We start from the raw sequence: 786 nt of genomic DNA on the forward strand, positions 1-786 counted from the left end.
ATAGAGGATCAGGTCGTCGTCCAGCGTGATGCGGCCGAAGTCCATCGCCACGGTCGTCGTGGTCTTGTCCTGGACATGGCTCAGATCGTCGATCCCCGCCGAGGCGGAGGTCATCACGGCCTCGGTGCGCAGCGGGTTGATCTCCGAGACCGCGCCGACGAACGTGGTCTTGCCCACGCCGAAGCCGCCCGCCACCACGATCTTCGCGGAGGTGGTGGAGCGGGCTGCACCGCTAGAGCTTGCGAAGTCCACTGAGCACCCTTTCGAGCAGTGTCACATCCGGGGTCCCGCCCGCTTCCGAACCGCCCCCGGGCTGGTGGATGGCCACCATGCCGGCCTCCGCCAGGTCCGCCACCAGGATCCGCGCCACACCCAGCGGTATGTTCAGCAGCGCCGAGACCTCCGCGACCGACTTGACCTCCTGGCACAGATGGCAGATCCGCTGGTGCTCGGGGAGCAGCCCCTGCAGGTGCACGGGGTCGGCCGTGGTGCTGACCAGCGCCTCGATGGCGAGCTGGTAGCGCGGCCGGGTGCGGCCACCGGTCATGGCATACGGGCGGACCAATGGCTGGTCGCCTTCACCCCCGTACGGCGATTGGTGATGGCCGCCGTACGGGCCGGGCGGGGCAGGGGGCGGGGTCATTGGATCCTCCGGTCGGACAACAAGGTGACGGTCGCGCCGTCGGTCGGTGCCGGTGGGGGGCCCGCCCGGCTCAGGGACCGGGCGGACGGGCGTCGGATGGTCGATCGGTCAGTTCAACAGGCTGCCCTGCAGTTCGGCGCGGA

General features: G+C 69.8%; 2 protein-coding genes. Both read right to left on the reverse strand.

The genetic code is table 11. The features are described 5' to 3' along the window. The coding region (locus AXW62_RS35800; protein WP_174556468.1) for an ATP/GTP-binding protein at window positions 1-252 on the reverse strand (252 nt) is incomplete at its 3' end. Continuing rightward, window positions 233-643, reverse strand: a complete 411-nt coding sequence (locus tag AXW62_RS35805; protein WP_030844623.1) for a DUF742 domain-containing protein — start codon at window positions 641-643, stop codon at window positions 233-235. The genes AXW62_RS35800 and AXW62_RS35805, both read right to left, overlap by 20 nt. Between the last annotated feature and the right edge of the window lie 143 nt (window positions 644-786).

Source organism: Streptomyces hygroscopicus subsp. hygroscopicus (assembly GCF_001553455.1).
GTDB classification, from domain to species: domain Bacteria; phylum Actinomycetota; class Actinomycetes; order Streptomycetales; family Streptomycetaceae; genus Streptomyces; species Streptomyces hygroscopicus.